The organism is Anaerobiospirillum succiniciproducens DSM 6400 (assembly GCF_000482845.1).
GTDB classification, from domain to species: Bacteria; Pseudomonadota; Gammaproteobacteria; order Enterobacterales; family Succinivibrionaceae; genus Anaerobiospirillum; species Anaerobiospirillum succiniciproducens.
The window spans coordinates 1-19,784 of record NZ_AXWV01000074.1 but is presented as its reverse complement, the minus strand read 5'-3'; the positions used below and the strand labels follow the sequence as shown (position 1 = coordinate 19,784).

Annotated in this window: 12 protein-coding genes and 1 pseudogene; 4 read left to right on the top strand and 9 right to left on the bottom strand. The window is 43.6% G+C overall.

Going from position 1 to position 19,784, the window contains the following annotated elements:
* Window positions 1-66: 66 nt before the first annotated feature.
* Window positions 67-645: a PTS sugar transporter subunit IIA gene (locus H524_RS16695; protein ID WP_052339036.1), complete on the bottom strand. Its 579-nt coding sequence runs from the start codon at window positions 643-645 to the stop codon at window positions 67-69.
* 450 nt (window positions 646-1,095) lie between these two features.
* On the opposite strand from H524_RS16695, the gene H524_RS0109705 reads away from it, so the two are divergent.
* Entirely contained in the window at window positions 1,096-2,316 is a 1,221-nt protein-coding gene (locus H524_RS0109705) for a hypothetical protein (protein ID WP_027940082.1), read from the top strand.
* A 604-nt stretch (window positions 2,317-2,920) separates the two neighbouring features.
* Here H524_RS0109705 and rpoH read toward each other — a convergent pair.
* The 6 genes and pseudogenes from rpoH to H524_RS0109670 form a co-directional block, all read right to left on the bottom strand.
* A pseudogene (gene rpoH, locus H524_RS17765) lies at window positions 2,921-3,748 on the bottom strand (RNA polymerase sigma factor RpoH); the annotation flags it as partial.
* Between the two features lie 1,156 nt (window positions 3,749-4,904).
* The gene (locus tag H524_RS0109695; protein ID WP_027940081.1) at window positions 4,905-6,734 is read right to left on the bottom strand and encodes an amino acid ABC transporter ATP-binding/permease protein; all 1,830 of its coding nucleotides are present in this window, start codon (window positions 6,732-6,734) and stop codon (window positions 4,905-4,907) included.
* Window positions 6,734-8,647, bottom strand: coding sequence for a thiol reductant ABC exporter subunit CydD (gene cydD / locus H524_RS0109690; RefSeq protein WP_027940080.1), 1,914 nt, complete (start codon window positions 8,645-8,647; stop codon window positions 6,734-6,736). Before cydD ends, H524_RS0109695 begins: the two co-directional genes overlap by 1 nt.
* A 231-nt stretch (window positions 8,648-8,878) precedes the next feature.
* Window positions 8,879-10,024, bottom strand: coding sequence for a cytochrome d ubiquinol oxidase subunit II (gene cydB / locus H524_RS0109685; RefSeq protein ID WP_052339035.1), 1,146 nt, complete (start codon window positions 10,022-10,024; stop codon window positions 8,879-8,881).
* 14 nt (window positions 10,025-10,038) lie between these two features.
* Entirely contained in the window at window positions 10,039-11,628 is a 1,590-nt protein-coding gene (locus H524_RS15295) for a cytochrome ubiquinol oxidase subunit I (protein WP_084281747.1), read from the bottom strand.
* 901 nt (window positions 11,629-12,529) lie between these two features.
* Complete coding sequence (locus H524_RS0109670) at window positions 12,530-13,264, bottom strand: glycosyl hydrolase family 28-related protein (protein ID WP_027940077.1); 735 nt, start codon at window positions 13,262-13,264, stop codon at window positions 12,530-12,532.
* A gap of 446 nt (window positions 13,265-13,710) precedes the next feature.
* On the opposite strand from H524_RS0109670, the gene H524_RS16690 reads away from it, so the two are divergent.
* The 3 genes from H524_RS16690 (at window position 13,711) to H524_RS15280 (ending at window position 15,673) form a co-directional block, all read left to right on the top strand.
* Window positions 13,711-14,250, top strand: coding sequence for a MotA/TolQ/ExbB proton channel family protein (locus H524_RS16690; protein WP_052339034.1), 540 nt, complete (start codon window positions 13,711-13,713; stop codon window positions 14,248-14,250).
* A gap of 97 nt (window positions 14,251-14,347) precedes the next feature.
* On the top strand, window positions 14,348-14,848 hold the full coding sequence (locus H524_RS16685; RefSeq protein ID WP_052339033.1) for an ExbD/TolR family protein: 501 nt from the start codon (window positions 14,348-14,350) through the stop codon (window positions 14,846-14,848).
* Entirely contained in the window at window positions 14,849-15,673 is an 825-nt protein-coding gene (locus H524_RS15280; RefSeq protein WP_044121969.1) for an energy transducer TonB, read from the top strand.
* 180 nt (window positions 15,674-15,853) lie between these two features.
* Here H524_RS15280 and H524_RS0109650 read toward each other — a convergent pair whose 3' ends face one another.
* Window positions 15,854-17,947 (bottom strand): TonB-dependent receptor plug domain-containing protein, encoded by a 2,094-nt coding sequence (locus H524_RS0109650; RefSeq protein WP_027940076.1) that lies wholly within the window; start codon window positions 17,945-17,947, stop codon window positions 15,854-15,856.
* Between the two features lie 538 nt (window positions 17,948-18,485).
* A partial coding sequence (gene ftsY / locus H524_RS0109645; protein WP_027940075.1) for a signal recognition particle-docking protein FtsY occupies window positions 18,486-19,784 on the bottom strand: 1,299 nt, incomplete at its 5' end.

The window sequence follows — 19,784 nt, the reverse complement described above, 5'->3', positions numbered from 1 at the left end:
AGGAGCTTTTAAGATCTCATAGAACTTAAGAACTAGGAGCTTTTAAGATCTCATAGAGCTTAATGACTAGGAGCTTTTGAGGCTATCAGGTATAGCATCACTAATGAACTGCATAATGGTGTTAGTTGCAGTTGCGCTTTGCTCTGTAGCGGCGATTGTTGGTTTTGCCTCTAAGGAGAGTAGTGAGTCGAGTTTTTGCAAAAGCATTAAGAGCTTATTGTTATCTTGTCGAATGCGTCTAAAGGAGTTGGCTAGCTCAGTGTTATTTAGATTCGAGCTTACTAGACGCAGCATCTGTGCAACATCTTCGTACTGATCTTCAGAGGAAATGAAGAAAGCCATAGCCATATCAACGCCGTGATAGTCAGTATCGACACTGTTATAAGCCACTTCATCTTGTAAAATGCACAAAATACAAATGCTTTTATCAAGGCCATGAATAAGCGCATGAGGAAGTCCAATACCCTTAGCACACACAGTTGAGCCACAAGACTCGCGCTCATTTAGCGCTAGGAGCAGATCTAACTTATCAAGTCCAGATACTTCTGAGGCAACAGCGCAAATCTCCTCAAACAATCGCTTTTTACTAAAGCATGTTAGAGGCGACAGAATGTAAGTATTAGGAAGAATCTTAAACTGTGCCATGAAATGCTCTCTTTTAACAAACTTAAGCAACTAAGCTATACAAGCTTAAAGCTTACTTGTGCTATGGGTAGCGACGTACATCTTATTTTTAGGCTAAAACGTCGCGGGTGTGCAGTACTTATTAAGAACTTGCTGTATTATAAGCGCTACTTAAGCGATCTGATCAGGATCTAGCAAGCATTAGCCTTCTCTTAAGCTTACACAGCAAACACTGCTCTAATCTTTGTAATGCTTCAACTTATTTGTCTGCACCATTAAGTTTTTGTGAGCCGTTCATAAGTTGTATCTACGTATTTTACTGTAGAGTAGAGATTAGTAAGCTAAATGTTAGTTTTAACTATTAGCAAAACAATGCTTCACACGGCATAGCAAGGCTTTAGCTAAGTGTGTCGCTTAATTAAATGATGGCTAGTTCTATCTTAACGATTCCTTATTAACTGAGGTATTCTCATGGTTACCAATGCAAAGCCTACTTGTATCGACTTTCAGAGGCTTGTAACTAATGGCTATGCTCCACACGAGCTTGCTTCTTTTGTACGCACAAGCCCTTACTTTGATGCTCAGTGGTACGAAAGACAGTACCCTGGCATTGAGTACCACGATGATGGCTGCCCAGATGCAGCATTCCACTACGCTAACTACGGCTATAAAGAAGGCAAGCTGCCTAGCCCGCTGTTTGATGGCAATCGTTATAGCGATTATCACAACCTGAGCGACTACAATCCGCTTGTGCATTATATTGCCTCAGGCTGCCCTGGTCGTTACCGCTCATATGAGTTTGGCAAAAACATTGTCGATCGCTACAACCAAGATCAGACTGACTTTTTAGTATCAGAACGTGCCTACATTTACGAATTACTGTACAAAGAGAAATTTAACTTAGAGCTTGATCTGTGTGCAGTGCCAGCAACTCTTACTGAAAAGTTCTTCTCCATTAAGGCTTTTGGCGCAGACATGATCAATGAGGCTATTCCTCTGCTTGACGCTAAGACCATGCCTGAAACCTTAATTAACAAGTATGGCTTCAACAAAGATGAAGTTATCAATGTTAAGGCCATTTGTAAGGACACTGATGAGCTTTTAAATGCATTAAAAGATCTACCTACTTCGATCTCTATGATCTGCAATGGCATGCAAGGCACTGTTATTTCAGCTGGCAACAAGGAAGATCTTAAGATCCAGGACAACGTGCGTGTTCTCGACGCTATTCAGGCCAATGCTTTGGGAGAGAATATTGTCGACAAACTCCATCCTGTAGCTAAAGTAAGTCCTGACTTTGTAGTCTTTGACAATCCAATCTTTAGCAATAAAGCTCACCGCATGGTGCAGGTAGTATGCTTCAATGGCAAAGCTCAGTTCATGCTCATTACAGGACCAAATGGTGCACTTACTTTTGCAGACTGCGACTTAAATGTTCTACCAGTAGCTATCTCTACTAATGATCAAGGTCTGCATCCAATAGAAAAAGAGTTTAGACGCCCAGAATGCCTTAATGCCATGCTCTGTAAAGCAGAGACTATTGCACACGACTTTAAGGCATTAACAGTAATGTTCGCTGTGAGCGAAAAAGAATTTGTTTGCACAGCAATTAGAACTGAACTGTTAAACGGCATGTTTAAGCTCAGCAATGACTTCGATCTGCGCTTTGGCTCCCGCCTTGAATTAGCCTAAACGCATTGTCTGCGCACCTTACACGGTGCGCTTTGGGCGCACTTTGGGCGTTTTTTTGCCCCACCCCATCTAAAACTTCTTTAGTGCGCCCCCTTGCTCTTGTCCATTAGACATATCCAAGCATTAGATAGCTACGAATCAAGAGCAATTATTTTACGAGACGCATCGATAGGATTGGGTAAGGATTGCCTTGAGCATCTTGCTCACTTTGAGTGCCCTATTCATCACGTTAGCTAGATTTAGGAGCAGGCAGCAAGGCTGTGCTCTCATTTGTTACTAGTGCAGTTGAGGTAGAACGAACCGCTTCAGATGCGCTAGTAGAAGCCTTTTTGCGTCCACGTCTCTTCTTTAACGGCTCTGACGATGCTGCGATCTTAGATGCAAGCTCCTCACCCTTTGGAGAACGTACTGACTTTTTGTTCGGTAAGGCCTTAACACCACTACCTGCTATGGCATGACGTTTAAGCTGAGTCGAAGCTGAACGCTCAGTCTGATTATGACGTACGGATACAGCTTTTTTGCCCTTACGTTTACTGCTTTTATCAGCAAGGGCCGGAGTATCTGAATACTCATCTGACTGTACGCCTTCATTGAGCAAGATAGCCTTAACTTTGGCCATGGCATTAGACTCAACTTGTCGCACTCGCTCAATGGAGATATTAAATTCGTTAGACAGCTCTTGCAGCGTAGCCTTTTGTTCATCAAGCCAACGGCGCTTAATAATATAACGTGAACGATCATCAAGCGACTTAAGGGCCTCGCGCAGCTTCTTCATCTCCCAAGCAGCGTAATTGCTCTGCTCGTAAGTTTTAGCAAAATCAGAGGTATCGTCTTCAAGATAGGCTGAAGGAGACATAGCTACGGCGACACCCTTTTCTGAGCTGTCTGCCTCATCAAGATCAAAACCAATATCCGATCCTGAAAGACGCTTTTCCATTTCTGCTACGTCACTAGCAGATACACCTAAACTTGCAGCAACATCATTACGCTCACTTGCGGTAAAGCGACGTAATTCATTTTTAAACTTGTTGAGGTTGAATAAGATCTTACGTTGCGCCTTGGTCGTGGCCACTTTTACCATACGCCAATTGCAAATGATGTATTCGTAGATCTCTGAGAGAATATAGGTTCTTGAGAAGGTTGAAAGTCTTGCGCCCTTTTCTGGCTCAAAACGTTTAACCGCTTTCATAAGTCCAATATTGCCCTCTTGAATCAAATCAGACAGCGGTAAGCCATAGCCAGCAAAACCACGAGCCTCTTTGATTACTAAGCGCAAGTGTGACTCTACTAAGCGACGTGCAGCGGATAAATCGCCATCCTCTCTAAAACGACGTGCTAATTCTTCTTCCTCTTCCTCACTAAGCATCGGCACCATATTGGCAGCTTTGATAAAAGCACCAATACCTGCAGTTGAAGAAGCTTTAACTAAGGCTGTGGATGGCTTCTTATGCCCATCACCATGAGTTACAGGAAGATTTGGAGTAGTCGATGAATAATCTTGCTCACCATCGCCGTCATCATCTAAAGAGTCTTGGCCATCATGCTCAAAGACATGCATACCGCTTTCATTAGATGCAAAATCATCGTGTTCGGCCTCTGAGTCGTCTTCATCCTCAAAGTTACCATAACTGCTAGACTCTAAATCGAGTTCCTCTTCATGATCACTATCATCAAGATCATAGCCATCATGCTCATGAGTAAGTTCTTTGACCTTATTAAAAACATCAAAGCTATCATGCTTGTGTTCGCCATCATCAAGCTCACTAGAAGCCTTGCTAGCTACCGCTAGTGGTTGATTAACTAGATCAGTTGACTGATGCTTTACTAGAGCCGTTGATTTAGATGAGGCAATAGCAACAGCATGAGATGATCCTGCTATCTTGTCATGGCTTTGAGACTCCACAGCTCCTACTTGAGTTACACTTGCCTCTTGAGGCTCAATTGCCTCAGCATCTGTAAACTCATTTTCAAAGCTTGATTTGAAGTGCTCTTCAAGTTTAGCTAACTCATCATCCTCAATGACATCTGCATCGATATATTCTGGCTCAACATCTTTAATGAGCTTACTGTCCTGCTGATGCAGAGGCTTAGCATGAACATAACTTGTAAATGAACTATACTCAGGATCATGAGCAACAGCCTCGACAAAGCCATCATCGTGGGGATTGACTGACTTAGCATGTGCATTGTCAGAACTACTCTCTTGAGTAGGGCTTAAATCATGTGAGGTTAAATTTGGGGCATTCACAAGCGCGGCGTCCTTACTCTTAAGGCCACTTAACTCATTATATTTACCTAAAGGCATAGCGCCATTTTCTGTGGTATTCCCACTGTAATGGCGTTGTGATGATGAATCTGACTTAGACATGCTCACACAGCTCATTGATACAACCGTGTAATGATAGCACACAGTACAAGACACGGCTTGTATAGCTAAGATTGCAAGATAAAAAACGAAAAAGGCCGTCAATGCTAATGCACCAACGGCCAATTAATTAATAATACTAAGCTTTATAAAGGCTTGGCAACTGCCTACAGAGTGCAGTCAATATACTGCAAGCTATAGACTGCAAGTTATCATTGCGAAACTAAAGATTGATAGTTTCGTCTGCAAGACGGCAACCAGCCTGCTTATGAGTAATAATGATGATGCCTTTTCTTAGGTTCTGAATGCGCTCAATAATACGCAATTCCTGAACCTCATCAAGACCCTCACCAGGCTCATCAAGCACGATAAACTTGCTGTTATCCACAGCAGCACCGCCAACCGGGACAGCGTTTGCGGCAACTAAAGCTCGAGCAAGACACAGTCGACGGGCCTGACCACCTGAAATAGTAAGACCAGTTGAGCCAAGCCACTCATCGAGTCCTGCAGGCAACTGAGCAATCAGATCTGTAAGCTCTACAATTGCAAGAGCACTCATAACCTCATCACGAGTGATCTTTGGTTTGATCTGCTTAAACGTCTCAAACACAGTACCTGAGAACAGGGTAATGTCCTGCAATGCTACAGAGAAAGAAGCTCTGATATCACGTGACTTTAAGTCTGAATAGGCTTCACCATCTAAGAACAACTCACCCTCTTGTGGATACAAAAGTCCGGTCATAAGCATAACCATGGTGGACTTACCGCGTCCTGATGGAGCCTTGATCACATAGTTGCGATCAGTTCTAAAAGACAGTGAGGCTCGATTAAGCACAGTTAAAGACTGATCTTGGGCAATCTGATAGCTAAAGGACACATCCTTGAACTCAACAGTATGCACATCAAGCTCTGCATTAGCTGCGCTTACATTGCTTTCACTATTAGATACAGTGCTATTAACTTTGCTTATATCAAAGCTACTAAACTTTGAAAGCTTTCCACCAGATGCTGCTTGAGCTGCCAAAGAGCTGTACTCTTCTTCATCACGCGTCACTTCACTAACAGAACGCGGATTGAGATCGGCATTCTCATCAGTAATCTTAAGCAAGGTGCTGACACGCCCTGCAGCATGACGTACATATGGAAGATTTAAGAACGCACCACTAAGAGGTACTAAAACTTCATATGAAGCCATAGCGCCTACAGATAGCATCATCATCATAGATGGACTCATCTGACCTGCAATCACTAAAGGCACAGACATGACGAGCAGCAAGAACAAAGTGATCTCAGATAAAGTCATCAAGAACACTTGAGCAAGCTGATCTAAGAAGATGATGCGGGAACGTGCATAAGCGAGCTTGTCTGCAGTTGCAAGGAAGCTTTCAGCTCTTTGCTTATGCATACCAAGCAGCATCAGATCGAAGAAGCCTCGGATGAAATCGCTCATCTCATCATTCAGACGAACAGCCATAGAGCCTTGCTTTAAGGAGTGCTCACGAGCAAGCATAGTCATCAAAATTGGAATGATTACGCCAGCAAGGATCATCAAAGCTAAAGCAACGAATGCCATTAGTGCTGAAAAATACAGCAAGAATCCACCTACAACCATGCCCATTAATACGGCACAGACAAAAGGTACAAACTGCTTGATGTAGATAAGTTCTAAACGCTCCACATCTGATTGCATACGACGCTGAATGTCTGAGCTCTTGAGCTTGAGAGCATCTTCAAGCTTAAGATCTAATGCTCGCTCAAATAAGAATACTCTTAAATAAGCAATAAGACGGAATGTAGCGTCGTGGGTGTAGTAGCGCTCACCATATCTCAATAAGGTACGCGTTACTGCCAAAAGACGAATCAGAGCTGATGGAATAAAGATGTTTAATACGATGTCATAAAAACCGTACACCGCCATGGCGCTTAAGAACCAGGTGGCAGAGGCCATCAAACCAATGGATGACAACGTGGCAATAAAAGACATGAAGATGCCGAAAATAGCACCATACATCTCTTTCTTAATAAGACCGACAAAACGCAGATACTCTGCCATTACAGCAACTCCTCTTCGGCCTTATCTGCAGCGACCACAACCGATGCGGCTGAAGCCTCACGCTCAACATCTGCCTCGTGCAAATCACTTTCCTTGTCAACGGTACTTTGAGGAACTACCTCAATGACCTTGTCAGCAAAGTCAATAAGCTCCTGTCGATGGGCAACCACAATCACAGTCTTATCCTGACCGAGCACACGCAGCGCCTGTAAGAAGCGGTTTTCGCTATCACGATCAAGCGATGCAGTAGGCTCATCAAGAAGCAGCACTGGTGAATCACGTAACATAGCGCGAGCAAGCGCAATCAAACGAGTCTCACCGCCTGAAATACCACGGTTTTGATCACCCACATGATGATCTAAACCATCAGCAAAACGCTTGAGCAAATGATCGGCTCCAACTGAGGTTAAAGCGGCGAGTAAATCCTCGTCAGTTGCGTCTTTAGCTCCTAAGCGTAGATTATCGCGCAGGGTTCCAAAGAGTAGATTTGGCAGCTGAGGAATGTAGGTAATACATGACATGAACTTAATGAGATCTTCGCGATCGCACTCATGACCGTTTACCTTTAACACACCGGCAGAAACATCAGTAAAGCCTGCTACTGTCTGCAGTACGGTAGATTTACCGGCACCAGAAGGTCCTACCAAGGCAGTGATAACACCTGGCTCAAACATGCTAGAGAAGTCTTTTAAACCTACTCTACCGTTTGGATAGGTTGCATCCACCTTAGCAAACTCAATAACAAATGGGGCCTTGAGCCACGATGTATCGCTATTATCGCTTTCTGCCAAAGCTGCCTCATTAGGCACATTTGCATTAAGTGATGAGAGCTGATTGTCGTTAGCCTCACAAGATTCATTTTCCTCTCTTTGATCAGCTAAACGATTAAGTTCAGCACCAGAACGCAGCTTTGGATCTGGGAAGATATTGCGTTCAGAGAGTAAATCCATAAGTCCTGACATAGCACCTAAAGCACGCATCTTGGCATGATAGGTGGCACCTAACTGGCGCAATGGCAAGAAGAATTCAGGGGCAAGCAACAGTACAAAGAGCGCTCTGGTGTAATCAAATCCATGCTGATACACAGCAAAGCCTAAGGTCACAGCACAGATTGCAATACCGCAGGTGGCAAAGAACTCGAGTACTAAAGCAGATAAGAACGCAATACGTAAAACCTGCATAGTCTCGACACGCCAGCGCTTGGTAAGTCGTGCAATCTTGGTGATTTCCTGACGCTCGATGTTAAAGAGCTTTAATAATGACAGCTTATCTAAAGCCTCAGCAAAGCGTACTGAAAGGCGAGTAATCTGCTTCCACTGTCTACGATTTAATCTTTCGGCACCCTTGCCAATTAAGATCATAAAGACAGGAATCATTGGAGCCATTAAAAAGAGAATCAGGGCAGAACCTGGAGAAACTAAGGCTACAGCGATAAGACAGACTACAGGAATGACCATAGCATAACGCAAGGTCACTAAGAATGAGCTGAAATACGGCATGATGTCGTCCAGAGCATCAGTAAACATGGTGCTCAAAGATGACTTAACCGCAAAGGAAAGTGGACCCACACGCAATAGTTTAGCGATGAGCTCTTCACGTACGGCACCTTCTACTAAGTATGAGACCTTAGCGATGGCCTTAGCAATGAAGTATCGCATAACAAAGCGACCTGCCAATGGGATGAGGCAGTATGGGGCGAGGTGTAAAGAAGCGGTATCTTGCTTAACGACAAAATCGGCAAAGGCAAGACAGATGATTCCGTAGAAAGCGCACAAAAAAATTGCATCTGTGAATGCTAGGAACATCAGCAGATGCAAGGTACCTTTGGCGCGACGGCCCCAGCTTTTTAACTGCGCTGGAGCATCGTTTGTTTGAACTGAAGTATCGATTTTAGAACCAGTCCCAAAGATCAAATAAATAACTTACGGCGAGGCATAAACCACAAACGCCGAGTAATCCAATTATCCATGCAAGATAAAGCATTGTTACTCCTAAAACTTTTGTACCCTTAACCGTTACCTCTTACAAAGCTGCACCTTACGATGCAGCTTGATGCAAGCAAGGTACAGGGGATTTTACTCCCCTGAGTGGAGAGCTATTTAAAGCTCTCCAGACTAAGAGTAAGGGGTAGCGCTTTTAGTCTATTAGTAGTGACCGGTATTGCCGTCTTCTTCAGATACCTTGTTCCACATTCTCTTGTAAGCCCAGAAAGTGTAAGCCAGGGTGATAGGAACAAAGATGATAGTTGCATACAGCATGCACTGTAAAGTGAAGTGAGAAGAAGAAGCATCCCAAATGGTCAGTGATGAGTTTGGATCCATGCTTGATGGGAGCACGAATGGGAACATTGCAACAGCAGCTGTGCAGATCACGCAAGCGATAGCCAGTGAGTTGTAGATGATGCCCTTGCCAGCCTCACCCTTGGCACCTAATAAACCAGCCTTTAACATGCAGAACATAGCTGCAATAGGAATGATTAACAGGATGCCATATGAGTTCTTATAGTTTTCAAACAGACCGTTCTCAACAACCTCAACAGTCTTGCCAGTGATCATGTGGAATGAACCTTCTGGAGCTAAAGAAACGAGTCTGTAGCCATCAAAGGTGTAAGCCCAGATGCCAGCAATGATGTAAAGGATTAAGGTTAAGAATGCGAGCTTGAAAGTTAAGCCACGAACACGGGTGCTAATCTCATCAACAGTACGTAACTGAATCCATAAGCAGCCCTGGGTCAGAAGCATGGTTACGCTTACTAAACCACAGAGGATTGAGAATGGATCGAGCAGTGGGAGTAATGCAGTTAAGAATACACCGTCATAGTGCCAGCGGACATTCTCGTCAGCCCAGAATGGTAAGCCCTGTAAAAGGTTACCGAATACTACGCCGAACAGTAAGATAGGTAAGAAAGAACCTACAGTTAAAGCAATGTCCCAACGCTTAAGCCAAGTCTCGTCCTGGTTGTGGTTACGGTAGTCAAATGCCAGTGGACGTAACCAAATGGCAGCTAAGACTAACAGCATACCCCAGTACAGGCCTGAGAAAGATGCAGCGTAAACTTCTGGCCAAGCTGCGAATACAGCACCACCAGCAGTGATTAACCAAACCTGGTTACCGTCCCAGTGTGGAGAGATAGTGCTGATAATAGCGCCACGCTCTTTTGAGTTCTTGGTAACCTTGAACAGCAGTGCAGAAACTGCCATATCCATACCGTTAGTCAGCGCAAAGCCGATTAACAGTACACCTACTAAAATCCACCATAAGACCTGGAGGGTATCGTAATCAAAAATCATCTCTTACTCCTCCATTAAACAGCGGTGTTTGGCTCAGTTGATGAAGTTGGCTCATCGGCCTTTGGGGCCAGTTCCTTCTCATCAGTGATCTCAGGACCTTTCTTAATAGCCTTAACCATCAACTTCATTTCGATGATTAAGAGGACAGTGTAGATACCGATGAAGAACAGTAATGATAAGCCTACGTCAAGAGGTGAAAGGCTTGAGGTTGCCAGATAAGTTGGCAGAATCTCATTAATAGCCCATGGCTGACGACCTACCTCAGCTACAATCCAGCCTGCCTCACAGCAGATGAATGGCAGAGGGATACAAGCGATGAGGATCTTGAGCATACGTGGACGGTTATGCAGATCGTTCTTGTATAACAGTAAGTATGCAGCAACTGCAGCAACCAGACCTAACAGACCAACCAGGCCAACCATGATACGGAAGGCATAGTAGTTAATCCATACTGGAGGTACGGAGTTGTGGGCTGCAAGCTTAATCTCATCCTCAGTTGGGTTGAGAGGATCAGCAGCATGCTCAACTAAGAGTAAGCCGAAACCTAAGTCACGCTGGTGAGCCTTAAATAAGGCCATGTTCTCTTCAGTTGCTTCGCCAGCACGCATCTTGGTTAAAGTGCGGTTAGCGATAAGGCCACTGCGGATACGCTCCTCGTTCTCAGCAACGATTTGACGTAAACCCTTAACCTCTGTATCAAAAGAGTGAGTAGCAATCAGACCTAACAGAGCAGGGATCTTGATAGAAACAACATTTTCCATCTTGTCCTGGTTAGGAATAGCAAATACTGACCATGCAGCAGGTGGAGTCTGGGTCTCAAACTCAGCTTCCATAGCAGCAAGCTTGGATGGCTGATGCTTGGTTACAGCTAAAGCGGATAAGTCACCAGTTAAACCTGATGCACCCATAGCGCAGAAACCAAATACGAGACCAATGGTCATAGAACGCTTGGCGAACTGGAAGTTCTTGCCCTTCAGCATTAAGAATGCACTTACACCGATTACGAAGAATGAAGCAGTGGTGTAACCAGCTACTACGGTGTGTAAGAACTTGACCTGTGCAACCTCTGAGAAGATGAGACCCCAGAAGTCGGTCATTTCCATACGCATTCTCTCTGGAGAGAACTCTGAGAACTCTGGGTACTGCATCCAGCCGTTAGCGATAAGAATCCACATGGCTGATAAGTTAGAGCCCAGTGCAGTTAAGAAGGTGATGACCAGGTGAGTCTTCTTAGAGAAGCGGTTCCAACCAGTAAACATCAGACCGATGAAGGTGGACTCTAAGAAGAATGCCATTAAGCCTTCAATAGCTAATGGAGCACCGAAGATGTCACCTACATAGTGAGAGTAGTTAGACCAGTTAGTACCGAACTCAAACTCAAGAGTAATACCGGTAGCTACACCAATCGCGAAGTTAATAGCGAACAGCTTACCCCAGAACTTTGCCATATCGCGGTAAATGACACGTCCTGTTGCAACATAGACCAGCTCCATTACGAAGACCAGCCATGAAATGCCTAATGTAAGCGGAACGAAGAGAAAGTGGTATAAAGACGTGGCAGCGAATTGCCAACGTGATAATTCCACCATTAGTTCGTTGACCATGGAAGACCCCTATGAAAGTACCCGCAGGATTACCGATACGTCTAATACTCAGCAAGTGTGCTAAAAGGGCATAAATGCTCAAGGCGTATCTAGAACAAATAGTAAACTTGCGTTCCTTACTTGTTAAGTTGAGGCCGCATTATATGCTATTCATGTCACTAACTTTCTTATCTTGTGTGAACATTGCGATCAGTGTCATATAAGGACATAGATGTCAAAAACTATGGCTAAAGCCCTTATTTATCTTGTTTATGCGCATATTCGTAAGCAAGTTTGTAAAAACAACGCCCGTCTTTTCGCAAAAACTTATCACTTTATCGTTTGCCTTATTTTGATGCAAAACTTTATGCAAAAATGTCACGATCGCCCATTCTGTCTAAGACTAAGATTTAATAAAGATATTTAACAAATTGACACTTTTTTGCAAAATTTGAGCACTTCTTCTCAAAGTTGAGCATTATTTAACCCAAATAACCCTAAATTACCATCCTTACACAAGAACCTTTCCCCATCTACAAGCTCACCCAACAGATCGCTTACAAACGCCATTTACACGCTATTTGCAAAAGATTGCAGCTTTTGCAGACCTCCCCCACCATCCTATGGCTCAACTACCAAAGTTCTAATCAATGAGTCATGTTCTTTAACTGGCATTGGCAAATGTATTAGCCACTTTAGCGGCATTACGGATCCAAACCTACAGAAGATTGATCACTAAAGATCACGTCCTTTATGACACATCTCCTCTATTAATCAATCTATCTTTGCTGACATGAGATAAAAGAGACTAGCAGCGATTAACTTAATGACTTTAATACAGCACGCTGCTAGTTCTTAACAATTTATCTGTCGACCCTAAGCTTCCGCACGCTGCTAGCTATTGGCAATTTATCTATCGACTCTAAGCATCGGCTGCTGTAGCACAGTTAATGGATAAGACTTTATTGTCATCATCAGTAACAGTCTTGGCCGTGCGGATATCCTCAAGTAGGATCTTGTGTGAACCTTCCATTACTAAGCCATTTTTAGAGGCAGTAATAATCGTAATTCCCTTTACTGAAGCATTTGTAACATTATTAAGGCAAATGAGATTCTCAAAAGGCGCACTATCTGAAGAAGACAGGCTCAGTCCCTCAAAAGCCTTGAGATCGTCGTTTAATACTGCACGAGCTAACTCTTTGGCATCTTTAGAACTTAAGTTCATAAAGCTGCCATCAATCACTCCATTGCCCTCAAAGTGCACGTTATTAACACCATTTACCAAAATAAAGGAGCTATTAACATTGAGCTTGCCCTCATCCGATGCCAACACATCATTCATAGCTCTAGCGCAGGCTTGCATATCAGCCTTTAAGATCGCGCCTCTTTCCAAACGAATACGCACATTAGCAGGGATCTTTAAAGGTCCACTCAACCAAACACCTGCACCTAAAAAGACGGTACCGCCTTTTTGTGAGCAAGTATCAATGGTCTTTTGCAATGCTTGAGTATTATCGGTCTTACCATCTGCCTTGCCACTATAATCAAGCGGGGTCCACTGTCTTGAACATCTGTCGTCGAAAGTACCGATACAGCCACGACCGGCTTTATGCTTGTAATCTGAGTTTGCAAAAATATTTAGCTTATCAAAGATCATAGCGCTACCTAATCACACCAAAGACAATCCACGAGTAGCGATAACTATGCAGAACAAAGGCAATCGATACCCAAATCTCATATGATTAAGCAATTTACCTTACAAGCGACTATCAATTGGATAAAAAAGCCATACGCATGTGTTGTATCTCACAATCTATATTAAGATTGTAATTATAATCGTGTAATCACTCTCATCTATCGTGCAGCATTCAACTTGTGACAAATGAATATAGAATGCAGCTTACAAAACAGATAAAATGATGCGATTTTGCAGCTTGCTAAAATGTCAGGCAAATCATTAGGATCTTAAGTCAATCAAAATGGTCGATGACTGTGCCAAGATCTTGGGTCATTGAGCAGCAGTACATACTCGTATATAAATGCCACTCCTGCGTGAACAAGCTAACAGCATCAACCATAATTGCATTTTGTGTTTAAACAATCATGATCAATTTCTTCTACCAAGTCGGCTATTCAGGTGCCTTTATCTTCTTAATCGGCATCATCGGTCTTTTCATGGCTATTCGTGGCACCGTCTTGGTAATCCTCGTTAAGAAACAAGGTTTATCAGCCAATGGCATTGCTAGCAGCATCATTACCTCAGTTAATGAGGCTGAAGCCAATAAGAGTCAAGACGAGGGTAATAAGCCTAATCGTGAGCTCATCATTAACACTCTGATGCAAGTTCAGATGAAAGGCATCTATTCATCCATGTACTTCTTAAAGCTATGTGCTGCTATCGGCCCTTTATTAGGCCTGTTAGGCACTGTTTTAGGTATGGTAGATGTATTTGCCAACCTCTCAGCGCGCTCTATGCCTGATCCATCTATGCTTGCTGGCGGTATTTGGGAAGCATTATTAACCACTGTGATGGGTCTGACTCTTGCGATCCCAGCGCTGATTGTTCATTACTACTTGCTCATGAACCTCAGAGCATTTAGAAACCAAATCAACCTTGCAATTAGCAACATTAAGCTCCACTAACGCACAGCACAACCCCAAACAACCCTTTAGGCATATCAACAAGTTAGCCCATAGCTAACTTGCAGCAACCAAGTTTCAATGTCAGGAGACATTTTCCATGAACGAGCATGATGATGACTTAAATGTCGATCTAACACCACTGATTGACGTGATCTTTATGCTCGTGATCTTCTTCATCATGACCATGAGTTTTACCCTGCCGGTGATCGACTTTAACTTACCTCAGTCAGGTACTGCTCAAAGCGAAAGCCGTACTGCTACTATTCGTGTCAGTGTAGACGCTCACGGTAACTTTAGTGCTGGAGAGACTCCATGTACTGTAGATGAGCTTGAAACTATCATCGAAAAGCGCATGGTTGAGTGCAACGACAATAACGAAGAGCTAAGCATTGAGCTTGTGATCTCTAGTGACACTCCTACTCAACACTTAATCACTGTTGCTGATCTGGCTCGTACCTATACCCATGGTCGCCTCTTAGTTGTAGCTGAGAAAAACGATAGCGCCCCTGGTGCCCCAGGCTCTACTGTTGCTACTCCAGCAAGCGAGAGTACTGCTCCAACAAATAGCAGCACTACATACAGTGCAGGATCAAAATAGATGATTCATAAGTGTTTCTCGATGGATCCTGACTTAGTTGCACGCACCTGTGGCTTCATGGGTGTGCTAGGCTCCCTCGTGGCTATAGGAGTCTTGGACAATCCAAAGTTCATCATTACTCCACAGCAAAACTTTGAATCTGTAATCCTCTCTTTAAATGTTGCTGCAGCCGAAAAGATAGAGCCACAAGAAAATACTCTTGAGGATCATGAGCCTATTCAAGCAGCTCCAAAACAAGTTGAGCCAGAGAAGATTGAAACTAAAGAAGAGCCTAAACCTGAGCTCAAAGAGGAAATTAAGCCTGAGCCTAAGGTAGAACCAAAGGTTGAGCCAAAGCCTGAAAGCAAGCCCCAGCCTAAGCCTAAGCCTAAGGCGGAGCCAAAACCTCAACCAAAAGCCGAACCTAAGCCAAAAGTTGAGCCTAAGCCACAACCAAAACGAGAGGCTCAAACCTCAAGCACTAGACATCAAACATCAGTAAAACCTGATACACAGGCAAAGCCAACTACACAACCAACACCACAAGCTAGCGAGCAGCAAAGCCGCAAGATCACAGCTGAGCTGTCATCTCTGCTCGTAAAAGAGATCAAAAGCAAGCTGCGTTACCCTCGTAATGCCGTAAGACGCAAACTTGAAGGCACTGTGATGGTTGAGTTTGTAATTGAACGTGGCGTGGTGATCTCATACACCATCAATAAAAGCTCTGGCCATAAGATCTTAGATGAGGCTGCTGGCAAACTTGCCAAGAGCATGCTCAAATTCAATACCAAACTATCTTCAATGAATAATAGAGTACTAATCCCAATCAAGTACGAACTTATCTAAGGGCAAAAGAAAAGGCAGTAACCACAAGGGAAACTGCCTTTTCTTTTGTCATCAGCAAAAAGCAGCGCCATAGCGCTGCTTTTTTCGTATTGACTAAAAGTAAGCTCAATTACATGAGTACGAGCTTATCTTAATCTATGACTAAGGTACTAAGCCCTTAGCCACAAGAGCTGTACAATCTTAGAACTTGCCACGAACGCCTAATGAGAAGCTGCGGCCAGCATCGTGAATCAGCTCGTTAGTCATGTACTTCTTATCAAAGATGTTCTCTAAAGCTGCGTATGCAGTGAACTGATCATTTGAACCGAAGTGAGCTGATACTGCTAAGTTCCAAGTTACGAAGCCTGCTAAGTTGTACGCATCGATGTATGAGCTTTCAGCAATGTCGTCGTTCTTAGAGTTGTCAGCAAACTTAGCATAACCATCTACATTGAAAGTAGAACCGTAGTAGCGTAAACCTGCATTACCTGACCAACGTGGAGTACCATTGTTCTTAGATGTCTTGCCATGAACTTCATACTCACGCACCAGGTAAGTTAAGTTTACATAAGGCTCGTAAGTACCATCGATGAGGTATGCAAGTGACAGGTCAGATCCATAAGTGGTAGCCTGAGCAATGTTCTGGAAGGTAAACTCAACTACGTTAGGGTTTTTGCTTGGCTTTTGCTGAGTCTCGATGTAATTATCAGCAATAGTGTAGAACACTGCAAGGTCAGCTGCTAAAGCACCATCATCCCAACGGAAACCAAGCTCAAAGTTATCAGACTCTTCAGGCTTTAGATCAGGGTTACCGTACTGCATTGTGCCTGTTGAGGTGGTGATAAACAGCTCCTGCAATGTTGGAGATCTAAATCCCTGAGACCAATTTGCACGGAAAGCACCGTTATCAAATGGACGGTAAACAAGACCAACAGAACCTAAGAGCTTAGAGTCTGTCTGGTCATCATTAGTAATGATTTTTGTTCCTAATGGTTTTACAGGAGATTGACCTGGTTGTTGTGTAGCAAAATAACTATTACCATACTGAGTAGTAATACCAGCTTCATTCTTTACGTAGTTATAACGAATGCCTGTATTTAAGGTCAGCTCATCAGTAATGTAGGTTGAGAGCATAGAGTAAATGGCATGATTTTGCTGCTTGTAACCTGCATCATCGAAAGTGTGATCCATGCGAGAAGGCTTAGTCGGTGGATAAGGAGTACCCGGTGGAAGCATCCCAGCAATATCAATTTCCATAAATGAGTATGCCTTGGCCTTATCTAGGCGACCTTCGTAGCCAGTTACGAGGTAGAAAGTATCGGATAATGAAAACTCTGCTTGCAGGTTTGCACCATAGCTTTCTTGTTCATTGGTAACATCAATATTAATACCACGAGTAGGATTGTTTAAATAATCCTTATCGTTGGTCTGATAGTAGATAGAGCCATCTACAGCAGCTACATAGTCATTTAAGTCTACAGCCTTGAAGTAGAGCTTATGCTTCATGCGATTCCACTTAGGCATAGAACCACGGAAGTTTTGATATGCAGGGTAATCGGTGGTGGTAGATACTTCAGATGATGAAATGTACAGCTCACCGTTATAGCCTAAGGTAAGCTTGTCGGTAACGTCATAGCTTAAGTCAGCATTGAAGCCGTGTGCTCTGTAGGCAGTGTTATCTACATAACGACCATCAGCTATACGTAAATCACCAGCATTCTCATTAAATGCGCCTACTGCATACTTAAAGCGATCTACAGTACCAGTTGCATTCATAAACTCAGAGAATGAAGAGGTGGCACTGTTGTAACCTACGCCAGCCTCAACATCGATTGGGTTTGCAGAAGCTTGCTTGGTAATAACGTTAACAATACCGCCAATAGCATCAGAGCCGTATAAAACAGATGCAGGGCCCTTTACTACTTCAATACGATCAATGAAGTATGGGTTCATGAGCATTGGAGCTCCTGACTTAGTCTTCTGATCGGAAATACGATCACCGTTAACCATTACTAAGGTACGGTTTGAGTGCTCACCACGAATAGCAACACGCTTAGCACCAGGAGTACCATCAGAAACGATGTTTAAGCTTGATTGGGTGCTTAACAGATCAGGTACGCTGTCACGGTTTAACAGCTGAGTCTCTTTACCTGTAACGACAGCTACAGAAGCATCAGTATCGAGAAGTGCCTTTTGAGTACGCGCAGCGGTGATAACTACAGTCTCGCCAGCAATGCGATCATAATTAGCACCTTTAGTCTGATCTGCTGCGTAGACACTAGGAACGGTTACCATAGATAAAGCCACTGCTAACAGGCTTTTCTTATACTTACTTTTAGAAGACATTATTCAAAAACACTCTCTGTTTGTGATACAAAATTTTTAGCATCGAATACAGACAAACACCATTACAACAACTAACAATGGCTCCACTTGAGGGATTTTCAGTGCTAAAAGAAAGTCTGCATTATGAGCTTATAGAAAAATTTCGCAAAAACTTACTGATACTTTTTCGCAATTAGTTTGGATATTTAAGTAAATTTGACGGTTAGCTCTCACTTTTGAGCCAAAAGTGCGCTTAAAACACCCATTTTGTACCAAAGACGATAGTCCTAAAACAATCTGTATAGAGTAGAAACCTTAAACTCAAATAAAGCGCATGTTTATAAATAATTTTGTGTATAAAAAGCCTGTATCAAGCCCCAAAATAAATCAAAATATCGCCCTAAAGCACTACCAAAACATACGTATTTGATTGTGCAAAATTTGTTTTGAGACATAAAAAAGCCGGCATAAAGCCGGCTCTTATCAATGAATCTAAAGCGATAGATTGCTATTTGAGGTCTTCACCTACTAAAGCTTCAACGTAAGGCTCTACCTTGAACTCACGTAAGTCCTCAGCCTTCTCACCAATACCAACATAGCGAATAGGGATGCCGTACTTATCAGCAAGTGAAATAACCACACCACCCTTGGCTGTGCCATCAAGCTTAGTTAGCACTAAACCAGATACATTCACTGCCTCGGTAAAGAGTTTGGTTTGAGATACTGCGTTCTGACCAGTTGCAGCATCAAGTACCAATAAAGTCTCATGAGGAACAGCTGGATCGATCTTCTGCATTACACGAACAATCTTGCGCAACTCTTCCATGAGATTGTCTTTGTTCTGCAGACGACCTGCAGTATCACAGATGAGTACGTCGATATCACGTGCCTTTGCGGCGTTAACTGCATCAAAGAGTACTGATGCACTATCAGAGCCTGTAGCCTGAGCAATGACCGGAACATCTGCACGACGGCCCCACTCTTGTAATTGCTCAACTGCAGCAGCACGGAAAGTATCACCTGCAGCTAACATGACTTTAAGACCCATATCCTGGTACTTCTTCGCAAGCTTACCAATGGTAGTGGTCTTACCGGCACCGTTTACACCCACCATCAGAATAACAAATGGAGTGTGATCCATCACCATCAGTGGTTTTTCCACTGGATAGAGGATATTGGACAGAATACGGTTTAAGTTATTACGCAGCGCACCGGCATCACGCAGATCACGGATACGAGACTCATCGCGTAACTGCTCAATGACTTTCATGGTGGTATCAACACCTAAGTCAGCCTGAATAAGAGCAGTCTCTAAGTCCTCGTATAACTCTTCATCGATCTTGCGACCAAAGATCAGAGAGCTCACACCAAAGGCAAGATTATCACGAGTCTTCTTTAAGCGGCTGAAGAATGAGGCTTTCTCTTTCTTAATCTCTTCTTGCTGTTCTACTTCGACAGGTTCAGCAACCTCAGTCTCTTCAGACTCGGTGTCTTCTTGCTCAGCAGCAGCTTCTTCTTTGGCTTCTTTAGCGGCCTTAGCAGCACGCTTGCCACGACGCTTAGTTTTAGGTTTGCCATCTTCATCAGACTCAACCTCACCTTCAGCCTCGTCTGCAGCTGCCTCTTCTGCGTCCTCTGATTCTACAACCTCGCTTGCAGCTTCAGCTTCTGCCTTAGCCTTTGCCTCAGCCTCTGCCATGGCCTTTGCTTCAGCTTCTGCTTTAGCCTTTGCCTCAGCCTCTGCCTTGGCCTTTGCTTCGGCCTCTGCCTTAGCCTTTGCCTCAGCTTCTGCCTTAGCCTTTGCCTC

Excerpts from the sequence above, each read along its gene's own strand:
- H524_RS0109695 (WP_027940081.1), bottom strand. The coding sequence starts at position 6,734 with ATGGCAGAGTATCTGCGTTTTGTCGGTCTTATTAAGAAAGAGATGTAT.
- H524_RS16695 (WP_052339036.1), bottom strand. The coding sequence starts at position 645 with ATGGCACAGTTTAAGATTCTTCCTAATACTTACATTCTGTCGCCTCTA.
- H524_RS15295 (WP_084281747.1), bottom strand. The coding sequence starts at position 11,628 with ATGGTCAACGAACTAATGGTGGAATTATCACGTTGGCAATTCGCTGCC.
- H524_RS16690 (WP_052339034.1), top strand. The coding sequence starts at position 13,711 with ATGATCAATTTCTTCTACCAAGTCGGCTATTCAGGTGCCTTTATCTTC.
- H524_RS0109650 (WP_027940076.1), bottom strand. The coding sequence starts at position 17,947 with ATGGTAACCGTTCCTAGTGTCTACGCAGCAGATCAGACTAAAGGTGCT.
- H524_RS0109670 (WP_027940077.1), bottom strand. The coding sequence starts at position 13,264 with ATGATCTTTGATAAGCTAAATATTTTTGCAAACTCAGATTACAAGCAT.
- cydB (WP_052339035.1), bottom strand. The coding sequence starts at position 10,024 with ATGATTTTTGATTACGATACCCTCCAGGTCTTATGGTGGATTTTAGTA.
- H524_RS16685 (WP_052339033.1), top strand. The coding sequence starts at position 14,348 with ATGAACGAGCATGATGATGACTTAAATGTCGATCTAACACCACTGATT.
- H524_RS15280 (WP_044121969.1), top strand. The coding sequence starts at position 14,849 with ATGATTCATAAGTGTTTCTCGATGGATCCTGACTTAGTTGCACGCACC.
- H524_RS0109705 (WP_027940082.1), top strand. The coding sequence starts at position 1,096 with ATGGTTACCAATGCAAAGCCTACTTGTATCGACTTTCAGAGGCTTGTA.